General features: G+C 37.6%; 25 protein-coding genes. 4 read left to right on the top strand and 21 right to left on the bottom strand.

All coding sequences use genetic code 11. The annotated features are described in order from the left end of the window. Nucleotide 1: 1 nt before the first annotated feature. The 13 genes from rplN to AC6CH7_RS21350 form a co-directional block, all read right to left on the bottom strand. Nucleotides 2-370 (bottom strand): 50S ribosomal protein L14, encoded by a 369-nt coding sequence (gene rplN / locus AC6CH7_RS21410; protein ID WP_008244575.1) that lies wholly within the window; start codon nt 368-370, stop codon nt 2-4. Between the two features lies 1 nt (nt 371). Continuing rightward, the gene (gene rpsQ / locus AC6CH7_RS21405) at nt 372-626 is read right to left on the bottom strand and encodes a 30S ribosomal protein S17 (protein WP_048907439.1); all 255 of its coding nucleotides are present in this window, start codon (nt 624-626) and stop codon (nt 372-374) included. Between the two features lie 13 nt (nt 627-639). Further along, on the bottom strand, nt 640-849 hold the full coding sequence (gene rpmC, locus AC6CH7_RS21400; protein WP_048907440.1) for a 50S ribosomal protein L29: 210 nt from the start codon (nt 847-849) through the stop codon (nt 640-642). Nucleotides 850-923: 74 nt separating this feature from the next. Continuing rightward, complete coding sequence (gene rplP / locus AC6CH7_RS21395) at nt 924-1,346, bottom strand: 50S ribosomal protein L16 (RefSeq protein WP_008244578.1); 423 nt, start codon at nt 1,344-1,346, stop codon at nt 924-926. Between the two features lie 38 nt (nt 1,347-1,384). Continuing rightward, on the bottom strand, nt 1,385-2,233 hold the full coding sequence (gene rpsC / locus AC6CH7_RS21390) for a 30S ribosomal protein S3 (RefSeq protein WP_048907442.1): 849 nt from the start codon (nt 2,231-2,233) through the stop codon (nt 1,385-1,387). Nucleotides 2,234-2,238: 5 nt separating this feature from the next. Then, on the bottom strand, nt 2,239-2,601 hold the full coding sequence (gene rplV, locus AC6CH7_RS21385) for a 50S ribosomal protein L22 (RefSeq protein WP_037442604.1): 363 nt from the start codon (nt 2,599-2,601) through the stop codon (nt 2,239-2,241). A gap of 7 nt (nt 2,602-2,608) precedes the next feature. Continuing rightward, on the bottom strand, nt 2,609-2,875 hold the full coding sequence (gene rpsS / locus AC6CH7_RS21380) for a 30S ribosomal protein S19 (protein ID WP_008244581.1): 267 nt from the start codon (nt 2,873-2,875) through the stop codon (nt 2,609-2,611). Next, the gene (gene rplB, locus AC6CH7_RS21375; RefSeq protein ID WP_048907443.1) at nt 2,875-3,699 is read right to left on the bottom strand and encodes a 50S ribosomal protein L2; all 825 of its coding nucleotides are present in this window, start codon (nt 3,697-3,699) and stop codon (nt 2,875-2,877) included. Before rplB ends, rpsS begins: the two co-directional genes overlap by 1 nt. A 23-nt stretch (nt 3,700-3,722) precedes the next feature. Then, nucleotides 3,723-4,013 carry a 50S ribosomal protein L23 gene (gene rplW / locus AC6CH7_RS21370; protein ID WP_048907444.1) on the bottom strand — a complete coding sequence of 97 codons (291 nt, stop codon included), beginning with the start codon at nt 4,011-4,013 and terminating at the stop codon, nt 3,723-3,725. 1 nt (nt 4,014) lies between these two features. Continuing rightward, entirely contained in the window at nt 4,015-4,644 is a 630-nt protein-coding gene (gene rplD / locus AC6CH7_RS21365; protein ID WP_048907445.1) for a 50S ribosomal protein L4, read from the bottom strand. Between the two features lie 4 nt (nt 4,645-4,648). Continuing rightward, nucleotides 4,649-5,266 carry a 50S ribosomal protein L3 gene (gene rplC, locus AC6CH7_RS21360; protein WP_048907446.1) on the bottom strand — a complete coding sequence of 206 codons (618 nt, stop codon included), beginning with the start codon at nt 5,264-5,266 and terminating at the stop codon, nt 4,649-4,651. Between the two features lie 180 nt (nt 5,267-5,446). Further along, the gene (locus AC6CH7_RS21355) at nt 5,447-5,839 is read right to left on the bottom strand and encodes a DUF1634 domain-containing protein (RefSeq protein WP_172661517.1); all 393 of its coding nucleotides are present in this window, start codon (nt 5,837-5,839) and stop codon (nt 5,447-5,449) included. Further along, the gene (locus AC6CH7_RS21350) at nt 5,836-6,672 is read right to left on the bottom strand and encodes a sulfite exporter TauE/SafE family protein (protein ID WP_498264654.1); all 837 of its coding nucleotides are present in this window, start codon (nt 6,670-6,672) and stop codon (nt 5,836-5,838) included. Before AC6CH7_RS21350 ends, AC6CH7_RS21355 begins: the two co-directional genes overlap by 4 nt. 131 nt (nt 6,673-6,803) lie before the next feature. Here AC6CH7_RS21350 and AC6CH7_RS21345 point away from each other — a divergent pair, with 131 nt between their 5' ends. Then, the gene (locus AC6CH7_RS21345; RefSeq protein WP_498264653.1) at nt 6,804-7,412 is read left to right on the top strand and encodes a hypothetical protein; all 609 of its coding nucleotides are present in this window, start codon (nt 6,804-6,806) and stop codon (nt 7,410-7,412) included. 78 nt (nt 7,413-7,490) lie between these two features. On the opposite strand, the gene rpsJ is transcribed toward AC6CH7_RS21345, so the two are convergent. The 5 genes from rpsJ to AC6CH7_RS21320 form a co-directional block, all read right to left on the bottom strand. Further along, nucleotides 7,491-7,796 (bottom strand): 30S ribosomal protein S10, encoded by a 306-nt coding sequence (rpsJ, locus tag AC6CH7_RS21340; RefSeq protein ID WP_008244591.1) that lies wholly within the window; start codon nt 7,794-7,796, stop codon nt 7,491-7,493. Nucleotides 7,797-7,855: 59 nt separating this feature from the next. Then, the gene (gene fusA / locus AC6CH7_RS21335) at nt 7,856-9,970 is read right to left on the bottom strand and encodes an elongation factor G (protein WP_498264652.1); all 2,115 of its coding nucleotides are present in this window, start codon (nt 9,968-9,970) and stop codon (nt 7,856-7,858) included. A gap of 16 nt (nt 9,971-9,986) precedes the next feature. Beyond that, nucleotides 9,987-10,454 (bottom strand): 30S ribosomal protein S7, encoded by a 468-nt coding sequence (gene rpsG / locus AC6CH7_RS21330; RefSeq protein WP_068892457.1) that lies wholly within the window; start codon nt 10,452-10,454, stop codon nt 9,987-9,989. Between the two features lie 16 nt (nt 10,455-10,470). Next, nucleotides 10,471-10,884 carry a 30S ribosomal protein S12 gene (rpsL, locus tag AC6CH7_RS21325; RefSeq protein ID WP_008244597.1) on the bottom strand — a complete coding sequence of 138 codons (414 nt, stop codon included), beginning with the start codon at nt 10,882-10,884 and terminating at the stop codon, nt 10,471-10,473. 283 nt (nt 10,885-11,167) lie between these two features. Next, a complete protein-coding gene (locus AC6CH7_RS21320) occupies nt 11,168-11,389 on the bottom strand; it encodes a VF530 family protein (RefSeq protein WP_048907705.1) in 222 nt (73 codons plus the stop codon). A gap of 48 nt (nt 11,390-11,437) precedes the next feature. Between AC6CH7_RS21320 and AC6CH7_RS21315 the strand changes: the two genes are divergently transcribed. Beyond that, the gene (locus tag AC6CH7_RS21315) at nt 11,438-12,079 is read left to right on the top strand and encodes a DUF8465 domain-containing protein (protein WP_498264651.1); all 642 of its coding nucleotides are present in this window, start codon (nt 11,438-11,440) and stop codon (nt 12,077-12,079) included. Nucleotides 12,080-12,176: 97 nt separating this feature from the next. Here the strand turns inward: AC6CH7_RS21315 and AC6CH7_RS21310 are convergent, their stop codons facing one another. The 3 genes from AC6CH7_RS21310 to AC6CH7_RS21300 all read right to left on the bottom strand — a co-directional run bounded on the left by AC6CH7_RS21310 (nt 12,177) and on the right by AC6CH7_RS21300 (nt 15,395). Continuing rightward, entirely contained in the window at nt 12,177-14,141 is a 1,965-nt protein-coding gene (locus AC6CH7_RS21310) for a M1 family metallopeptidase (RefSeq protein ID WP_498264650.1), read from the bottom strand. 75 nt (nt 14,142-14,216) lie between these two features. Next, nucleotides 14,217-14,954 (bottom strand): hypothetical protein, encoded by a 738-nt coding sequence (locus AC6CH7_RS21305; protein ID WP_498264649.1) that lies wholly within the window; start codon nt 14,952-14,954, stop codon nt 14,217-14,219. A gap of 93 nt (nt 14,955-15,047) precedes the next feature. Continuing rightward, nucleotides 15,048-15,395, bottom strand: a complete 348-nt coding sequence (locus AC6CH7_RS21300) for a Spx/MgsR family RNA polymerase-binding regulatory protein (protein WP_498264648.1) — start codon at nt 15,393-15,395, stop codon at nt 15,048-15,050. A gap of 148 nt (nt 15,396-15,543) precedes the next feature. Here AC6CH7_RS21300 and AC6CH7_RS21295 point away from each other — a divergent pair, with 148 nt between their 5' ends. Both AC6CH7_RS21295 and AC6CH7_RS21290 read left to right on the top strand, forming a co-directional pair. Beyond that, complete coding sequence (locus tag AC6CH7_RS21295; RefSeq protein WP_498264647.1) at nt 15,544-17,046, top strand: sensor histidine kinase; 1,503 nt, start codon at nt 15,544-15,546, stop codon at nt 17,044-17,046. A gap of 85 nt (nt 17,047-17,131) precedes the next feature. Then, the gene (locus AC6CH7_RS21290) at nt 17,132-17,818 is read left to right on the top strand and encodes a LytR/AlgR family response regulator transcription factor (RefSeq protein WP_498264646.1); all 687 of its coding nucleotides are present in this window, start codon (nt 17,132-17,134) and stop codon (nt 17,816-17,818) included. The last annotated feature ends 5 nt before the right edge of the window (nt 17,819-17,823 follow it).

Here is a 17,823-nt window from a genome sequence, read left to right as displayed (position 1 = left end):
TTTATAATACCTCCGGTGCTAATGATACAATTTTCATGAATTGTTTTTCACGCAGTTCTCTTGCTACCGGGCCAAAAATACGTGTACCACGCGGCTCATCTTGTGCATTTAATAATACTGCTGCATTGTCGTCGAAACGGATGTAAGAACCATCTTTACGTCTGATCTCTTTCTTTGTTCTTACAACAACTGCTTTAGAAACGGTTCCTTTCTTGATGTTTCCAGAAGGCAATGCACTTTTAACGGTAACAACGATTTTGTCACCAATAGAAGCATATCTTTTTCCAGTACCACCAAGGACACGGATAACCAATACTTCTTTTGCGCCGCTATTGTCGGCTACGTTTAATCTTGATTCCTGTTGTACCATGTTATTTAGCCCTTTCTAAAATTTCCACTAATCTCCAGTTCTTGTTTTTACTCAGCGGACGAGTCTCCATGATCAGTACTGTATCACCAATACCGCAATCGTTTTTCTCGTCATGAGCCATAAATTTGGTAGTTTTCTTAACAAACTTACCATAGATCGGGTGTTTCACTTTACGCTCTACCGCTACAACAATAGATTTATCCATCTTGTTGCTTACCACTAACCCGGTTCTTGTTTTTCTTAATTGTCTTTCCATTTCGACTCTAAAGTTATTTAGTTTCAGTAGCTGACTGAGCTTTACGCTTAGTCACTTCAGTATTTAATCGGGCGATATCTCTTCTTACCTTTTTAATGCGGGTAGGATTCTCTATAGCCGAAATTGTATGCGCAAATTTTAACTTTACTAAGTTTTCCTTTTCTTCTGCAATCCTGACTACTAGTTCTTCTTGTGAAAGCCCTGTGATTTCTGAGTTCTTCATTTTATTAATTTTTATGTTGTGGGCCTAGCGGTTGTAATAACAAGTTACTTACAACATTCAACCCATAACTTTTCTTATGCCTCTACGTAATCTCTACGTACTACAAATTTTGTTTGGATCGGTAATTTTTGAGCTGCCAATCTCATAGCTTCTTTAGCAATTTCTAAAGGAACTCCTTCGGCTTCAAAAATAATACGTCCTGGTCTAACTACGGCTACCCAGTATTCTGGAGCACCCTTACCTTTACCCATACGTACTTCGGCTGGTTTCTTAGTTACCGGTTTGTCCGGGAATATTCTAATCCAAACCTGACCTTCACGTTTCATGAAACGAGTCACGGCAATACGGGCTGCCTCTATCTGACGACTGGTAATCCATGTCGACTCTAAAGATTTAATCCCGAAAGATCCGAATGACAATTCAGCACCACGAGTTGCTAAACCTTTCATTCTGCCCTTTTGCATCTTTCTGAACTTCGTTCTTTTTGGCTGTAACATTTTATTCTAATATTATCGTTAAACGATCTGTTAACTAATTATTTACGAGGACCTCTATTCTGAGTATTTCCGCCTCTATTATCTCTTCCTGCACCAGGACCGCCTTGACCAGGACCTCTTCCGCCACGACCTTTGTCGTTTCTTCTGTCGCCACCGCCACGGTTATCTCTGTCTCTACCACCACCTGCAAAAGCACCTTCTGGTCTTCCACCTTTGCCTGGAGCATTGCTCGTAGCACCGATGTTTGGAGAAAGATCACGTTTACCGTAAACTTCACCTTTACAGATCCATACTTTAACACCTATTTTACCATAAGTAGTCAAAGCTTCCGCTAATGCATAGTCAATGTCCGCACGGAAAGTATGCAAAGGAATTCTTCCTTCTTTATACTGTTCGCTACGAGCCATCTCAGCACCACCTAAACGACCAGAGGTCATAATTTTGATACCTTCAGCGCCCATACGCATTGTTGATGCGATAGTAGATTTCATTGCTCTACGGAATGAAATCCTTGCCTCTAATTGTTTTGCAACACCTTCTGCTACTAATTGTGCATCAAGCTCAGGACGTTTAATTTCAAAGATGTTGATCTGAATTTCCTTTTTAGTCAATTTTTTCAACTCTTCTTTGATCTTGTCAACTTCCTGTCCTGCTTTACCTATCACAATCCCCGGACGAGCTGTATGGATAGTAACAGTGATACGTTTTAACGTACGCTCTATTACTACTTTAGCTACACCGCCTTTTGCGATACGTGCTGAAAGGTATTTTCTTATTTTTTCGTCCTCAACTAATTTATCAGCATAGTTGTTGCCACCGAACCAGTTAGAATCCCAACCTTTGATGATTCCTAACCTGTTACCTATTGGATGTGCTTTTTGTCCCATTTCTGTTAATTAGTTTGAGTTTCAACGTTTTTACTATCTACTATCAAAGTTACGTGGTTTGAACGTTTACGTATTCTGTAACCGCGTCCTTGAGGTGCTGGTCTTAATCTTTTTAACTGACGACCACCGCCTACCATTATCGTTTTCACGTATAATTGGTTTTCTTCAGGGCGAGAACCTTCATTTTTAGTTTCCCAGTTTTTGATAGCTGATAATAATAGTTTCTCAACTCTTATTGCTGCTTCCTTATTGGTAAACTTTAAAATATGTAAAGCTTTCTCAACACGCTCACCTCTGATAAGATCTACAACCAAACGCATTTTACGTGGTGAGGTTGGACAATTGTTTAATTTCGCTACTGCTTCCATCTCTTAATTATTTTTTCTTTTCAGAGTGACCCCTAAATGTTCTGGTTGGAGCAAACTCTCCCAGCTTATGACCAACCATGTTTTCTGTTACGTATACCGGTATAAATTTATTACCGTTGTGTACTGCAAATGTATGACCCACAAAATCTGGTGAAATCATTGATCTGCGTGACCAAGTTTTAATTACAGACTTCTTGCCTGAATCATTCATAGATACTACTTTCTTCTCTACGTTATGGTCAATATAAGGTCCTTTTTTTATCGAACGAGCCATTATTTCTTCCTTTTCTCTATGATGAAACGATTTGAGTATTTTTTAAGTGTACGGGTTTTGAAGCCTTTAGCATACATACCGTTCCTTGAGCGAGGCTGACCTCCTGATGAGCGACCCTCACCACCACCCATAGGGTGATCGACTGGATTCATCGCTACTGGACGTGTTCTTGGACGACGTCCCAACCAGCGGCTGCGACCTGCTTTACCTAATACCTCATTTGCATGATCTGAATTGGAAACTGCTCCTATTGTAGCCAAACATGCCGTCAAGATTAATCTTGTCTCGCCTGAAGGCATTTTCAATGTAGCATATTTACCATCACGAGCTGCTAATTGTGCATAAGCACCTGCACTACGTGCTAACTGTGCTCCACGGCCTGGGTGAATCTCTACATTGTGCACAATAGATCCCAAAGGAATATTGGCCAATTTAAGAGTATTTCCTACCTCTGGAGTAGCTGTTTCTCCCGAAACTACTGTTTGTCCTACTTGCAACCCTTCAGGTGCAATAATGTAACGCTTCTCGCCGTCTGCATAATGTAATAATGCAATACGTGCGGTACGGTTAGGATCGTATTCAACAGTAGCTACTGTTGCAGGAATATCAAATTTCTCACGTTTAAAGTCAATCAAACGATAAGATTTTTTGTGACCACCACCCATGTAGCGCATAGTCATCTTTCCTGTATTGTTACGTCCTCCCGATTTCTTAGAAGATACAACCAATGATTTTTCGGGCTTGGTTGCTGTAATCTCCGTAAAACTGGCACCAACTCTAAAGCGGGTTCCCGGAGTAACTGGTTTAAATTTTCTTAAGCCCATAGTTATAAATAATTCAATTCTTATTAAATATTCGCGTAATAATCTATTGTTTCACCTGCTTTCAAGGTTACAATAGCTTTTTTATATTTCGGGGTACGACCACTAACTAATCCACCTTTAGTATTTCTAGATTTAACTTTACCATTTACTACCATAGTATTGATAGCTAAAATGTTAACGCCATACATCTTTTCAATAACTTGCTTAATTTGCAATTTATTGGCTTTATGATCTACCTGAAAAGTAAAGCGGTTAGATTTTTCTGTTAATGCCGAAGCTTTTTCTGTTAATATTGGTTTTCTTAAAAGTTCCATATTACTTGGCAAATGCCTCCTCCAATGTTTTAAGAGATTCAGTAGTCAACAAAAGCTTACCACAATTTAATACATCATAAGTATTCAATTGATCTGCAGTAATTACTTTAGCTTTCTGAATGTTTCTGCTTGATAAATAGATATTGTTATTTTGCGAAGGTAAAACCAACAATGTCTTTTCGCCAGCTAAATTTAATGCGCTAACTAAATTCAAGTAGTTTTTAGTTTTGATTGAATCAAAAGTGAAACCTTCCAAAACCACAACACTTTGATCTTGTGCTTTGTATGATAATGCAGACTTACGAGCCAACACTTTCAGTTTCTTATTCAATTTAAAACTATAATCGCGTGGCTGAGGGCCAAATACACGACCACCACCATTAAACAGTGGAGATTTAATACTTCCGGCACGAGCACCACCAGTACCTTTTTGTTTATATAATTTACGGGTTGAACCGGCAATCTCATTACGTTGTTTAGACTTGTGAGTACCTTGACGTTGATTAGCCAAATACTGTTTAACGTCTAAATAAATTGCGTGGTCAACAGGCGTTATGCCAAATACCGACTCAGGAAGCTGCACCTTGGCACCTGTCTCTTTTCCTGAAATGTTTAATACTTTAACTTCCATCTGCTTACTTATCTAAGATTACGTAAGAACCCTTAGCTCCTGGTACGGAACCACTAACTACAACTAGATTTTGATCAGCATAAACTTTCAAAACTTGTAAGTTCTGAACTTTTACTCTGTCTCCACCCATTCTTCCCGCCATACGCATGCCTTTAAATACACGTGAAGGATAAGAAGCAGCACCTAATGACCCTGGCGCACGCATTCTGTTATGCTGTCCGTGAGTTTGACCACCAACACCACCGAAACCATGGCGTTTAACAACACCTTGGAAACCTTTACCTTTTGATGTACCAACTACATCCACAAAATCTCCTTCGTTAAAGATGTTTACCGTTACAGTATCACCTAAATTTAACGATTCCTCAAATGGCTCAAATTCAACCAATTTACGTTTTGGAGTGGTGTTTGCTTTCGCAAAGTGCCCTTTTAGAGGCTGAGTGGTGTTTTTTTCTTTAGCTTCGTCGAAACTCAACTGAACTGAAACGTAACCGTCTTTTTCTTCGGTCTTTACCTGTGTAACTACACAAGGCCCAGCTTCGATCACCGTACAAGGAATATTCTTTCCTTCGGCGTCGAAAATGCTGGTCATTCCTACTTTTTTTCCAATAATACCTGACATTTTCTATTTTAATTTAACACCCATCGAAGCAGTAGGGCTTCGTTCAAGGTGGATACACATCCCTATTAAGGGAGGGCAAAAATAAGAAAGAAATCTTAATTTTCAAATAGTTAGCTCATTATTTTTTCAAATAAATGCAAAAAAATAATTACATGGGGTAACGTGCGATTAAAACAACATTTACCCAACCAACTTATTACTTAAACTAAATAGAATTACACATAAAACGAATGCTCCAATCAAAACGTATAAATAATCACGCTCAATTAAGAAGCTAAAAATCGAAAAAACAACCCGCATGATTGGTGTAAATATCAGCAAGAGAACACCAAATTGAATAATAGCACTCCCTTTTAAATGTCCCAATCCGATAAAAATATCAGAGACTGTAGAGAAGCCGGCTTTAACAGAATCAAAATGGCTGTAGTTTACCATTTCAGAATGATTAAAGGCAAGGTATACCAAACCCCCTATAAAAACCACTGTCATAGAAGCAATTACACCAACCCTAAGTAATGTTCCAAGGATAATCTGAATATCCCGGTCTGCAAAGAAATTCTTCTCTTTACTCATAATCTACCTGTTAATCCATTATAAATCATTTGCAGCGCTAAAAATGCCACAACAACAGCAAAGATAATTTTAAGCTTATCCGTTTTAGTTCTTACCAAAATTTTCGAGCCAACCGTTGCCCCTGTTAAAACACCTAGCGCTACAGGCATCGCAATTCCCGGGTCAATCTGTCCTCTATGCAAATATACGATAGCACTGGCAGCCGCAGTAACCCCCATCATGAAATTACTTGTTGTTGTAGATACCTTAAAAGGGATACGCATTATATTATCCATTGCAATAACCTTTAACGCTCCTGACCCAATTCCAAGCAATCCGGAAATTATACCTGCAACAAACATCATCAAAAAACCACCAATCACATTGTGTACTGCATAATTTTGCATACCGTTTTCTGTTGGGTAGGTGCCGTTCAATTTTAAGAAAACAGCTAATCTGCCCGAAGTATCATTATCAGAGTGATCAATCTTTTTCCTTATCATCATTGCGGCCGAGAACAACAGAATAACCCCAAAAATTATTGCAATATAACTGGGGTTAATATATACTGTAACAACTGCACCTATAATTGCGCTTATTGTAGTGGCAATTTCTAAGAACATCCCAATTCGAATATTGGTGATCCCCTCTTTTACATAAGCAGCAGCAGAACCTGATGAGGTAGCTATAACCGAAATGATTGAAGCTCCTATTGCATAATGAATATCAACTCCCAATACCAGGGTCAATAGTGGAATGATAATCACCCCTCCGCCCAAGCCAGTAAGAGACCCAACTAATCCCGCTACGAAAGCTCCCAGCAAGACAATAATTGTAAATAGTAATACCGACATTGCTGCAAATATACTATCTCCTAACAAAACACAATAAAATTAAAATATGAATGTTAAATTAGGGGTGAATCACTTGTAAAACCTCAAACTGAATAAAACAACTACCAATATTTAAAAACAAAACACCATCAATGAGAAAAATCTTACTACCAATCATCACTATCCTATTAATTAATTTTGCCGCTCAAGCGCAGTTAAAAGCAGATACAAGTAAAATTGATCCTTCTTTAAGGGGGCAGTTCCAGCTTCTGTTGTCAAAATCTAAAACCTTAAATGGATATAAACTAGTAAATCCATCCAGGTTATCTGTATTCTGGCAAAATGTGAGGGATAGTTTAAATACAGATCGCAAGCAACTAGTGGTAACAAGGAAAAAAATCGAGGATCAAGGAAAAGAGATTTCAGAGCTAAAAAAGCAAATTTCTGGCACAGAATCATCACTTGCCAATTCCAATGCTAAATTAAATGAGATCAGCTTTCTCGGAATAGGTTTTACCAAATCAAACTATAACCTTATTGTATGGGGCCTAATAATTGCCTTAGGTGCAGCCCTGGCTATCATCATCTTAAGATCAGCAAAGCATATCCATGAAGCCAAATACAGAAGCACGTTATATGAAGAGATATCACAAGAATACCAAAACTATAAAGTTAAGGCTAATGATAAAGAGAAGAAGCTGGCCAGGGAACTACAGGATGAGCGTAATAAGCTAGATGAGCTTAAGAATCGTGGCAAATAAACAGTTTGCTACAATACAAACAAAAAAGCCCTTGAAAATTAATTTTCAAGGGCTTTTTTGTTAACAGTTAAAGTATAGTTATACTTTAATTTCTACTTCAACACCGCTAGGTAATTCAAGTTTCATTAAAGCATCAACCGTTTTAGAGTTAGAGCTATAAATGTCTAACAAACGTTTGTATGCGCATAATTGAAACTGCTCACGTGCTTTTTTGTTCACGTGTGGTGAACGCAAAACTGTGAATATTTTCTTTTCTGTAGGCAACGGAATCGGTCCGCTAACCACTGCGCCCGTAGGTTTAACAGTTTTTACGATTTTCTCAGCAGATTTATCTACCAAGTTGTAATCGTAAGATTTCAATTTAATTCTAATTCTTTGGCTCATGATATTTATTTAATTAAGGCACCGGTTAGAGCTATTAATAACCGGTTGCCAATTTATTTTTATTCTGCAGATTTAACTCTGCCTTTTGATTTAGCAATTACTTCGTCCTGAACATTTTTAGGTGCTGGTTCGTAGTGATCAAACTCCATTGTAGAGGTTGCACGACCAGAAGTAATGGTACGTAACTGAGTTACATAACCGAACATCTCTGAAAGAGGAACTGTTGCTTTAATTACCTGAGCACCAGCTCTTGTATCCATACCCAAAAGCTGACCACGACGACGGTTCATGTCACCAATTACATCTCCCATGTTTTCTTCAGGAGTAAGGATCTCGATTTTCATGATTGGCTCCATCAATACCGGGTTACATTTAGGTAATGCTTCACGATATGCCATTTTAGCTGCAAGTTCAAAAGATAAAGCATCTGAATCGACTGCGTGGAACGAACCATCAATTAAGCGAACTTTCATGTCCGGTAGTGGGTAACCAGCCAATACTCCATTAGCCATAGATGCTGCAAAGCCTTTTTCAACAGAAGGAATAAACTCACGTGGAATTGAACCACCTGAAATTTCATTTACAAATTGTAATCCTCCTTTTTCCCAATCCGCGTCAATCGGTGAAATAACTACCTGAATGTCCGCGAATTTACCACGACCACCTGATTGTTTTTTATATGTTTCACGATGCTGAACTGTCCCATTAATTGCTTCTTTGTAGGCAACTTGTGGTGCTCCTTGATTAACCTCAACTTTGAACTCACGTTTTAAACGATCGATCAAAATATCTAAGTGAAGCTCACCCATACCAGAGATTACAGTCTGACCAGTTTCCAAGTCAGTTTGAACTCTAAATGTAGGATCCTCTTCTGCTAATTTAGATAAACCCATACCTAGTTTGTCGATATCAGCTTGAGTTTTAGGCTCAATTGCCAGACCGATAACCGGTTCAGGGAAGTTCATAGACTCCAGAATAATTGGATGTTTCTCATCACAAAGTGTATCACCCGTTTTGATATCCTTAAATCCTACCACCGCAGCAATATCACCAGCCCCTACATTAGGAATTGGGTTTTGCTTGTTTGCATGCATTTGGAAGATACGTGAAATACGCTCTTTGTTCTCAGAACGTGCATTATAGATATATGAACCAGCTTCCAAATTACCTGAATATACTCTAATAAAGCATAAACGACCTACAAAAGGATCTGTTGCAATTTTAAATGCTAAAGCTGCAAAAGGTTCTTTTTCGTCAGGTTTACGTAACACTTCTTCTCCAGTATCTGGATTAGTACCAATTATACCTTCTTGATCCATTGGTGAAGGCAATAATTCCATCACATAATCAAGCATAGTTTGTACACCTTTATTTTTGAAAGATGAACCACAAACCATAGGTACAATTTTAGCATCCAATACAGCTTTACGTAAAGCATCTAAAACTTCACGCTCAGTAATGGTTTCAGGAGCTTCAAAGAATTTCTCCATTAAAGACTCATCATATTCAGCAACAGATTCCAATAATTTCTCTCTCCACTCAGCAACCTCATCCAACATATCTTCAGGAATTGGAACTTCAGTAAAGGTCATTCCTTTATCATGCTCATTCCAAACAATACCTCTGTTGTTAATTAAATCAACTACACCAGTAAAGCTATCTTCAGCACCAATTGGCAATTGTAAAGGAACAGCATTGCTACCAAGCATATCTTTCACTTGTTTAACAACTTTTAAGAAATCTGCTCCAGAACGGTCCATTTTGTTAACAAAACCGATACGTGCAACATTATAGTTGTTAGCCAAACGCCAGTTGGTTTCAGATTGTGGCTCAACACCATCAACTGCCGAAAACAAGAACACCAATCCATCTAATACACGCAAAGAGCGGTTTACCTCTACGGTAAAATCTACGTGTCCTGGTGTATCAATAATATTAATGTGATAATTCTGACCTCTATATTTCCATCCTACTGTTGTAGCAGCTGAAGTAATGGTAATACCGCGTTCCTGCTCTTGTGCCATCCAGTCCATTGTTGCAGCACCTTCGTGTACTTCGCCAATTTTATGACTAACACCAGCATAATAAAGGATACGCTCTGTTGTTGTAGTTTTACCTGCATCAATGTGAGCTGCGATCCCGATATTTCTTGTAAATCTTAAATCTCTTGACATTTTATAATTTCAATTATTAGAAACGGAAATGTGAGAACGCTTTGTTAGCCTCAGCCATTTTATGCGTATCTTCTTTCTTTTTCACTGCTGCACCTTCACCTTTAGCTGCTGAAACAATTTCACCTGCTAATTTTTCTTTCATGGTTTTTTCACCACGTTTACGAGCGTAAGAAATTAACCATTTCATGCCTAAAGCAATCTTACGGTCTGGTCTTACTTCTGTAGGTACCTGAAAGTTAGCACCACCAACACGGCGTGACTTAACCTCTACTGCAGGCATTACATTTGCTAAAGCACGTTTCCATACTTCTAAACCGCTCTCACCAGCTTTTTTCTCAGCTAATTCAACAGCATCATAAAAAATATCATATGCGATAGATTTTTTTCCATCGTACATCATATTATTTACAAATCTCGTCACCTGAACATCGTTAAATTTTGGATCAGGAAGGATAATTCTCTTTTTTGGTTTTGACTTTCTCATTTTTCTTTCCTCCTAATTATTTCTTTTTACCTTTTGTTGGTGCCGCTGCTACTTGTCCTGGCTTAGGACGTTTAGTACCATATTTTGAACGACGTTGGTTACGGCCAGCAACTCCTGAAGTATCTAATGCTCCACGGATGATGTGATAACGTACACCTGGTAAATCTTTAACACGTCCACCACGTATCAATACGATTGAGTGCTCCTGTAAATTGTGACCTTCTCCAGGGATGTAAGCATTAACCTCTTTACCATTGGTTAAACGTACACGTGCAACTTTACGCATTGCTGAGTTTGGTTTTTTAGGGGTAGTGGTATATACACGTGTACATACACCTCTTCGCTGTGGACAGCTGTCCAACGCCGGAGACTTACTCTTGAACTCCAGTGCTACTCTACCTTTTCTAACTAATTGTTGAATGGTTGGCATTGTTCTTTTTTGTTTTTCTTATTTTATGTTTAAAAACTTTACCCCTCAATAAGGGACTGCAAAGGTAAGACAATACATTTTATAAATCAAGGGGTTAACACAAAATTATTCAAACCATAAGATTCATAGAATAAATAATAAAGATTCAATACAGCGTATCCGGGTTTGGGATCAAAGCAGATTAAGGATTGGTGGGGGATCCCTTTGGAAAACAGATACTTTTTTCCGAAGCATTCTCAAACAAACCTCGAAGCAGCGCCGAACCTGTCTTAAAGCAATCGTGTTAATGAAAAGTGTTCAAGTATAATTTCTCCACTTTTTTCCTCGCCCAGTCAGTCTTACGTAAAAACTTAAGGCTTGAATTCATAGTGGGATTATTATTAAAACAGGCAATTTTAACCAGAAGGCCCAATTCTTCCCAGCCATAGTGCCATACAAGTTGTTTTAGAATAAACTCGAGTGTTTTTCCGTGCAATGGATTATTTTTCTGCTCATCTATGGCCATGCCACAAAAATAATAAGAATAACTAAATTTGAACACAAATAAAAATATATGAATTTCAAACTAGGAGACTTTGTTCGTTTTGTTGACGAGAATTTAGAAGGGTACATTACCAGAATTATCGACAAAGATACTATCGGCGTTACCGATGCCAATGATTTTGAGATACCGGTTTTGGCATCTAAAGTAACATTAGTACATGGTGAAATTATAGACAATGACGTTGTTACCAACCGTCCTACCCCTGTTATACCTCAGACAGAGTTTATTAAAGATGGTGTATTTCTTGCCATTGCAACAGATCAGCATAGTAATTCTGTTGCACACTTTCATATCGTGAATGAAACGTCTTTCCAATTACTTGTTAGTTTAACTACTGAAAAAGGTGGAAATTTTAAAGGTGAATTTGCAAGCATTTCGGCTCCTCATTCAGCTAAAAAGATCTACTCAGATCAACTTGCTGATATACAGATCTGGCCTAAGTTTAATATTGAAGTTTTGTTTCATACAACAGCTAATGTTGAACCTAAACCTCCTATTACTATAAATAGAAGCATAAAAGGCAAGGATCTTTCTGTTGCTAAAGAAGACATTAGTTTGCTAAAACAAAAAGGATGGTTGATCCGCCTCGATGAACCTGAACCTTTAATTGATGCTCAAAAGCTGAAAGAAAGCTTTTTCAAAAGCCATTAACTAAAATTAGCTACGTTATGTTAGAGTAACCGACATCTTCTTTGATTAATCAAAGAAGATGTCGGTTACTCTAAAAACAACCCGTTATTATTATTTACTAGTTTTTCTTCCATTTATTGTTGTCGTTATTCACATCAGGCAACAGATTCTCCGGATCTAAAATAACCGACACCACCTCCTCAGTTGTAGGGTAAGGTACAGTCCATAAATTATTCCGCATCCAAACATCTACCGGGATTTTTACATGATCAGTTTTACCATTTTTGGTTTTAATCTCCAAAATAATCGGCATTGGCATTTTTTCCAAATTGGCCACAACTATGTTATAACCCCGGGCTTCATCCCTGTTAGATTCTGTTACACTAACAATGGCCTGATCCATCTTCCAGTTTTCAAGAAACCACCCTCTCCAGAACCACGAAAGGTCTTCACCTGCACCATTTTCGATAGAACGGAAAAAATCATCGGGCATTGGATGCTTAAAGGCCCAATGATCTATATATTGTCTAAAAGCATAATCAAAGCGATCTGCACCTAGTATTACGTTTCTCAATATATTCAATCCCTGAGCAGGTTTATAGTATAGATTTTCACCAATATTGCGTTCCTTCATAGCATCCGGGCTCAGCATTATATATTCTACCTCTGGATTTTGGAGCTTGCCGGCAACTTTGTGCATATCATCAGGGGCTTTTTTATACTCTCCATTATTAAATGCAGCTGATGATATTCCATTAATAAAAGTATTAAAGCCTTCGTCCATCCAGCCATATTTACGTTCATTACTGCCTACAATCATAGGAAACCAGGTATGTCCAAATTCATGGTCTATAACTCCCCAGGCGCTTCCTTTTTTAGCTTTCCAGCCGCAAAAAACAATCCCTGGATATTCCATCCCACCAACATTACTAGCAATGTTTACGGCCATAGAATATGGGTATTCAAACCATTTATCGGAATAATGCTCTATTGACGTTTTAACATACTCAACCGCTCTACCATAACCATCACTCCCATTACTTTCAACCGGATGGGCGGAAACAGCTAATGATTTCTTGCCACTAGGTAAATTGATGCGTGCAGCATCCAAAATAAATGCTTTTGATGATCCCCAGGCAACATCCCTGGCATTTTTAATTTTAAATTTCCAGGTGAGTTTATCTTTAGCAGGACGTGATTTTGGATCCTTAACTTCAGATTCAGATCTAATCGAGATTGTTTTATCACTAGCTTTCGCTTCATTCCATCGTTGTAATTGTACTGGCGTAAAAACCTCTTGTGGGTTCAACAACTCACCAGATCCCATAACAATATGATTTGCAGGAACGGTTACCGCAAAATCAAAATCGCCATACTCGCAATAGAACTCCCCTGCTCCCCAATAAGGTAAGGTATTCCAACCTAGGACATCATCATACACACACATACGGGGGAACCACTGTGCTATCGAGAATATTTCGCCATTCTTAGTTGCTAAATGTCCCATACGATCAGACCCATTAATAGGAATGATGAAGGAGAAATTCATTTTTATTGTAACTACATCTCCTGCAGCGGCCATTGGTTCGGCTAGTCTTATCTGCATACGGGTATCCTCTATCAAAGAGGTAAACTTAACTTCTTTCTCCTTTTGTAATACAGTTAAACCTTCTATTTTATATCCGCCGTTTAACTTCTCGCCCCTGGCTCCATATCTGCTTCCGGCAGCAATAAGTGCATTTCCTCTAGAATCTGGTGCAAATAGGTTTTGGTCTACCTGTAGCCATAAATAAGGTAATTTATCAGGACTATTATTTTTATAGGTAATGGTAACCGTACCAGTTATTTTATTATTTGTTTCATCAAGATCTGCAGTAATAGAATAATCAGCATGATTCTGCCAGTATTTTGGTCCCGGATAACCACTTGCTGATCTGTATTCGTTTCCATTTTTAGTATAAAAAAGCGGACTGAATGCAGCATGTGCATCGTAGTTGCCAGCATTTGGATCTGTTTGCTGCGCCACGGTAGTCAAAGCAAATGCGCACAACAATACCACTAGTATGGTTGACTTGTAAAACATATAAAAGTTTAAGTTTAAAGATTTCGAAATAAAGGTATAAAATACAACCTATCCCCAGGTAATGTAACGACTTTATTAGTTTTTCTTTAACCTTGGTACCTGAGGCGGTTTTCTTTGAGAAGGGGGTAATTTTAACCACTTATGGTAGGCCTGCACAGTATAATATTTGTAGTCAAATGGTCTGTTGCTTTGCACTGTTGCAACAGGTGGCCTATACATGGTCATAAAATCTTTTAATTCCTGGCCCTTTAATTTAACCAAGTCCGAAACATAAGCCTCGGTAAAAACACTTTTTATCTCATTTTCGTATTCATCTTTCTCTTCCAGATCCTTTATTTTGGCTTGCTTCTCTTTATACTTACCATACCCCAGATTCAACTTAAGCCCACCTGCTTTTGAAACATTAGGTTTACCTTTATAATCATCGGCCTCAACCCGTTTAAATTCTTTAGCCTCGGGGTCCGGGGCCAAAATTGTGGGGTTTATTTTTGCACTCAAAATCTTTACTTCCTTTAAACTGGTCGAACTTCCCGGTAGGAATATTGTTTTTGGAGAAAGGTTTGTAAGATAAAGCGTGTCTTTATGGTAACCACTTAAAGAGAACTCTAATACATCCCCAATCTTGGCTACAAGCGAAAAATTACCTGAAGCTTTTGTTTTTGTACTTTGATTGTTGTTGAAATTTTTAACATTTACCTCCTGAAGCGGCAAAGTCTTTATCTCAAAATCATAAACAGTTCCCGAGACAACATCTTGCGCCCAAAGTGATAGAGGACCCACTAAAATCAATGCAAACAAAAGTTTCTTAAGCATATTCAAATATAACGCTGTTTAAGTGTCACGTTAACTATTTAACAAATATTAACAGCAAAATGTTCCTGCTTTAAGATGAATTCTTTCGAAATACTATTTTAAAGCGTTTTGGTAATTTTCTTCACTAAAGCTAATTAGAATGGGTTTTCCATCAACTTCTATTATTGGCCGTTTAATTGCGCTGGTATAATTCATTAGAACCTTAATAGCGCTTTCTTTGCTATTTACCTCTTGTTGTTCCTCAGTACTCAGTTTTTTCCAGGTAGTGCCTTTTTTGTTCAATACATTTTCCCAACCAAATGTATCACACCATGTATTTAATTTTCCAGCACTAATCCCCTTTTTTTTAAAGTCATGAAACACGGGTTTAAATCCATTTTCAGCTAACCAGGTCATGGCTTTTTTAACAGTATTGCAATTTGGTATTCCGTATACGATCATAATGGCAAACTTAAAAAAAAGAATTCAAATCATAATTCGTCACATTTTTTAAAGGTTTCATCACATTTTAAATTTTGCAACCCTTAGTCGTTGTACTATTGCATCAACAAAACGTATTGAAAATCAAAAAAATATTAATCAGCAACAAATGAAATTATCAGAATTAACGAAGGTTGAATTTTGGATAGCTACGAGTCTTTATGGATTTGCCATCCTTTTACTAGTTTCAAATTCAGGAGACAGCACTCCAAGTCACCTTGAATATCTGGCCAAGGGTGCCAACATGCAATATTCTTATGTTTCGAATTATCTTATCCCCGAACTGTTTCGTTTTTCAATACTGTATTTTAGTTTTCTCTTATTGAATTTCTGCATTATACCTGCTCTTTTTAAACCAAATAGCAGAGCCTTGTCGTTGGTCATTTTAATCGGCCTGTTTCTGGGAATCGGATTAATTACCAGTATTACCTATACATACAGTAAGGTTTATATGTTCCCCGATTTTAATAGCACTCAAGATGCCTACAATCACTTCTTTTTTAAAGGGTTTACATATTCTGCATGGCTGATATTAGTCATCACCATCTATGTGGCCCTTAAAAAACTGATTATTAACATCAAGGAAAATGAGCATGCAGGGAATGACCCATATAACCGCACTAAGTTAGAAGCTGTTTTTGGAGCCGCATTCTGGTTTGTGGGTCTGCTTTTACTAATAGCCACATCATCACCATTCGAGGTTATAGTATGCTGGACACTTGTAATTTGTTCAACAATAGCTTTGGTCATCTTTTCTTTATACTATCTTATCCCTCAGGTCAGAGAATCTGGAAAGCGCTTTTGGAATTATTTCTGGAAAATATTTTTCATTACCATTGCATCTTGCCTTCCACTTGCGCTTATAGCATTAATGTTTAGCAACCATGGCGAAATGGCAGGAGTTGTAATAGCCTTCCATATACCTACCCAACTCATTATAAGTGCACCATTATCCTGGTATATTTATAAAAAAAGGAACGATTCCAATATAGAGCTTAACAGTTTGAAAACTGAACTTGGAAAATCCGATGCAAGTTTAAGTTTTCTGCGGTCTCAAATTAATCCGCACTTTTTGTTTAATGCACTTAACACATTATATGGAACTGCTTTGCAAGAAAAAGCAGAACGTACTGGCGAGGGCATTCAGAAATTGGGTGATATGATGCGGTTTATGCTTCAGGAGAACCTTCAGGATAAAATTTCCCTGACCAGAGATGTGGATTACCTTAATAATTATATTGCTTTACAAAAGTTAAGAACTTCACGTTCAGCTTCAATTTCAATTGAAACACAAATTGAAGAGCAGCTAAACAATCAACAAATCGCCCCAATGCTACTCATACCCTTTGTAGAAAACGCCTTTAAGCATGGAGTTAGTTTACAGCATCCATCGCATATAAAAATCACATTGCAAACCAAAGAGAATACGCTGTATTTTGATGTAAATAACAGCATTCATATTAAACCTGATAATGACCCCGAGAAACTTAAAAGTGGCATTGGCTTACAAAATGTAAAACAAAGGCTCGCATTGCTATATCCTCGCAAGCATGAATTAATTATCAGGGAAAGTGCCAATGAGTTCTTTATTCATTTAACACTACAATTATAATAATTACTAGAGGTAAACTTATTCAAGATATCTTATATTGTGCCAACAAAAGCTTCTACTACTAGATAACAAACGATATTAAAAGATGCTGGCAATAGCAATTGATGACGAACCGATAGCACTTGATATAATAGAGTCACACGCTTCTAAAGTTCCGTTTATTGAACTCAAAGCTACATTTGTAAATGCTTTTGAGGCTATTTCTTATCTGCAAAACAATAAAATCGATCTAATTTTTCTAGACATAAAAATGCCCGACATTAGTGGCATTGATTTTTTAAATAGCCTAACGAATCCTCCAATGGTTATTTTTACAACCGCATATTCTGAGCATGCAGTTAAGGGTTTTGAACTAGATGCTGTTGATTATTTATTAAAACCATTTTCACTTGCCCGCTTTTTAAAAGGTTGTAACAAAGCGCAGGAGTTCTATAACCTTAGAAATAAGACAGAAAATGAGGAACAACCTGCTGCCATTTTTATTAAAGATGGTTACGAACAAATAAAAGTACAAATTGAAGATATACTATATATAGAGGCTTCGGGTAACTACACCCTTATACACCTTGTAAACAGTCCACTTCTTAGTACCAGAATCCCAATAAGTGAAATGCTCTTATTGCTTCCGACAAAATCATTCATTAGAACACACCGCGCTTTTATAGTTTCAAAAGACAAAATCACTAAGTTTGATCGCACTCAAATCTGGATTGGTGAGCAAATTATCCCAATCGGGGTAACTTATAATCAATGTTTAAGGGAATTACATTAAATTTA

The organism is Pedobacter sp. GQ55, from assembly GCF_059758925.1.
The sequence above is the reverse complement of the archived record's forward strand: the minus strand, read 5'-3'. Positions and strand labels throughout refer to the sequence as shown.